This is a genomic window from Pseudonocardia thermophila (genome assembly GCF_900142365.1).
In the GTDB taxonomy this organism is placed as follows: Bacteria; Actinomycetota; Actinomycetes; order Mycobacteriales; family Pseudonocardiaceae; genus Pseudonocardia; species Pseudonocardia thermophila.
This window is the reverse complement of record NZ_FRAP01000041.1, coordinates 1-2,343: the sequence shown is the minus strand read 5'-3', so window position 1 is coordinate 2,343 and position 2,343 is coordinate 1. Positions and strand designations below refer to the sequence as shown.

General features: G+C 63.6%; 3 protein-coding genes. All 3 read left to right on the top strand.

From position 1 onward, the window contains the following. Window positions 1–102 precede the first annotated feature (102 nt). Window positions 103–600 carry a hypothetical protein gene (locus BUE41_RS29320; RefSeq protein ID WP_143172449.1) on the top strand — a complete coding sequence of 166 codons (498 nt, stop codon included), beginning with the start codon at window positions 103–105 and terminating at the stop codon, window positions 598–600. 178 nt (window positions 601–778) lie between these two features. Further along, the gene (locus tag BUE41_RS29315; RefSeq protein ID WP_073460605.1) at window positions 779–1,549 is read left to right on the top strand and encodes a transposase family protein; all 771 of its coding nucleotides are present in this window, start codon (window positions 779–781) and stop codon (window positions 1,547–1,549) included. A gap of 153 nt (window positions 1,550–1,702) precedes the next feature. Further along, a complete protein-coding gene (locus BUE41_RS29310; RefSeq protein WP_143172448.1) occupies window positions 1,703–2,005 on the top strand; it encodes a hypothetical protein in 303 nt (100 codons plus the stop codon). Window positions 2,006–2,343: the final 338 nt, after the last annotated feature.

Here is a 2,343-nt window from a genome sequence, read left to right as displayed (position 1 = left end):
ACCCATAGAGTGGGAAGTCATGTATAGTGACACCATCGCCCAACGGGGCGAGGTGGCCTGAACCTCAGCCTCTCGCGAACCCAGGACGGTTCAGGGTTCTGGGTGGCGAACAAGGACGCTGTTCGTGTGAGGCTAGAGGTTGAGCTCGACGTCGAGGTACTTGACCTAGCTCTCCTCCAGGCAGCTGCGCTGAAGAAGATCGACGCCACCGAGTTTGCCGTGGATGAGGGCGACGATGCGGAAGCGCTCAAGGAGCAGGAGCGCAACGAGGTCCGATCGGGCGGCCCTGGCGCGGCACTGCTCGCGCTCGTTGATCCGTTCGACTTGATCCCGGATGGAGTCGGCGCCGAGGCGAAGGGCTCGGTGTGCGGTGCCCTGTCTGATGTGCGGCCCGGCGGCGGGCCCGACTTCGATGCGCTGTTCGAGGTTTGTGCATGTGGCGATGAGGACTCGTGTGATCGAAGCGCGGGATTTCAACTCACACCGCCTACGGCGAACGCGTTGTGGAGTGCGGCGCAGATGTTGGCCGACTGGGGGTTTGACGATGTTGAGGCCAACGGTGATGAGTCGGTCACGAGTACCAGGGGGGCTTATTCATAAGGCCTAATCGGTGGCGGCTCATTTCGCTGATGACGGACTGCTCCAGGGTCGTCAACAGCTCGGTCTCGATATGCCCAAAGGTGCGTGTCAGGATTGAAGTGCAACAGCTCTTGCTGTCTTGTTCGGTGTTCTCAGGCATCGAAGAAAGATCGGCGAAGAGCTGTTGCGATACGAGGCTATGACAGGGCTGGACGATGGGCAACTCACCGATCTGGTGGCGCGGGTGCATGAGGTGTGCGGGGAGAGGTTCGTGTCCCGTGGCCGGCCGATCGCGCTGGGGTTGTTCCGGTCGGTAGCGATGGTGGTGTGTCTGCTGCGGAAGAACCTGACGCAGGACCTTGCGGGGGCGGTGTTCGGGGTCAGCCAGCCCACGGTGAGCCGCCGCTGGGACTTGTTGCGGCCGGTGATCGGTGACGTCCTTGCTGCGGTCAGACCGACCCCGAGCGAGGTCGCCGGCAGGGGGACGGTGCTGGTCGACGGTACGGTGTGCCCGACCTGGGACTGGCAGGAGATCCCGGATCTGTACTCGACCAAGGTCGGGTTCCCCGGCATGAACCTCCAGGTCGCCGCGACCCTGGACGGCGATCTCGTGGCCGTCGGGGAGATCCCGGTCCACGGTGCCCGACACGACGCCCACGCCTTCGCCGCGTCCCGGCTGGCCGACGTCCTGCGCGATTTTCCGTCCGTGGCCGACCTGGGCTACGTCGGTGTCGAGGACATCGGCACCGTCCCGTACAAGCGGCTCCCGGGGATCGACCTCGACCCCAGCCAGATCGAGTTCAACACCGACCTCAGCAGAATGCGGGCCGCGGTGGAACATGCCATCGCTCACCTCAAGACGTGGCGGATGCTCAGCGAGGAAGGCGGCCGCTATCGCGCGCCCATCAGCAAATACGCGAGCGTAGTCAAAGCCATTATCGGACTGTTCTTCTTTGCGGCTTATGAATAAGTCTCCAGGGACTGGGCGCTCTTCGACGAGTACCCGGTGATCACCTATGGCCAGGACGCCGTGTGGCGGCGGCAGGCAGCTCGATGCTTTGACGACCTGGCCGGGGACCTCGAGCGGGGGGAGTGGCCACGGCCGACATGCCCGGGGGAGGAGATGGCCGTCCATCTGATGCTCAAGTACGCAGAGTCGATGCTCGAGGACGGTCTCTGGACCGAGGACAGCATGCGTTCAGAGAGTCCCGTTCACGATGACGATTTCGACTGGGTGATGGCCGGTGAGGTGTTCGTGCAGGACACTGACATCCTGAGCTTGTTCGACGAGACGCTCGACGGCATTGACGACCCGGAGTCCGAGCTCAACCAACAAATCCGCATGGGAGACTACCGGCCGTCAGCATGGTTCGTCCCATTCAACAACATGCCACGGCGTGATGGCCGACGCCCGTTCCGCCGATGACGCCGCCGGTGGCGCTGCGGCCACCATCAAAGTAGGCCGCGCGAACTCCTCCGCACGTAAACGCCCTGTCTGCTGGTGGGCAGCGGACGGAGCGATGCAGGTCACCATCCGGGATGTCCTGTTGCGGTCGCCGGCTTCGTGATCGGTCCCGCCATGGGCGCTCTGATTGATCGCATGGACACGACGGGTGAGCTGGATCAGCGCAATCTGTTGGATGGGTGGGTGCGCCGGACGGGCAGTAGACCTGAACCGTCCTGGGTTCGCGAGAGGCTGAGGTTCAGGCCACCTCGCCCCGTTGGGCGATGGTGTCACTATACATGACTTCCCACTCTATGGGT

Bases quoted from the DNA above. Each gene is read 5' to 3' on its own strand.
- BUE41_RS29315 (WP_073460605.1), top strand. From the start codon at position 779: ATGACAGGGCTGGACGATGGGCAACTCACCGATCTGGTGGCGCGGGTG.
- BUE41_RS29310 (WP_143172448.1), top strand. From the start codon at position 1,703: ATGGCCGTCCATCTGATGCTCAAGTACGCAGAGTCGATGCTCGAGGAC.